General features: G+C 66.6%; 1 protein-coding gene. It reads right to left on the reverse strand.

From position 1 onward, the window contains the following. The coding region (locus AC0L2R_RS33800; RefSeq protein ID WP_473514117.1) for an aldo/keto reductase at positions 1-637 on the reverse strand (637 nt) is incomplete at both ends.

The following is a 637-nucleotide window of genomic DNA, read 5'->3' on the forward strand; positions in this document are numbered from 1 at the left end:
GGCGCCGGACGCCGGCCAGCCGCCTGGCGCTCGAGCATCCAGCCCGGATATTCGGATGGCAGCGCGCTGACTTCGTCGAGACGAGCAAGATCGTCGCTGTCGAGCTTCAACGCGGTGGCGGCAAGGTTCTGTTCGAGCTGCTCCATGCGGCTGGCGCCGATGATCACGCTCATCACGAAAGGCTTGGCCAAGACATAGCCAAGTGCCACCGTGGCGACGCTGACGCCGTGCTTGCCGGCGATCTCGCGCATGACGGCGACCGCCGCCCAGGCGCGGTCTTCATTGACCGGCGGGAAATTGAAGCTGGCGCGGCGGCCCTCGCCATTGCCGGGCGCGCCGGGTCCGTATTTGCCGGAAAGCAGCCCGCCCGCCATCGGCGACCAGACCATCAGCCCAAGCTTCTCCTCGTTGAGCAGCGGCACGATCTCGCGCTCCAGATCGCGGCCGGCGATCGAATAGTAGGACTGGACCGTCTCAAAACGGGCAAAGCCCTTGCGTTCGGCGATGCCCAATGCCTTGGCGATGCGCCAGGCCGCCCAGTTCGAGACGCCGACATAGCGGACCTTACCGCTGGCAACCAGATCGTCGAGCGCCCTGAGCGTCTCGTCGATCGGCGTTACCGCGTCGGTGCCGTGCA

The organism is Mesorhizobium sp. WSM4820 (assembly GCF_055811075.1).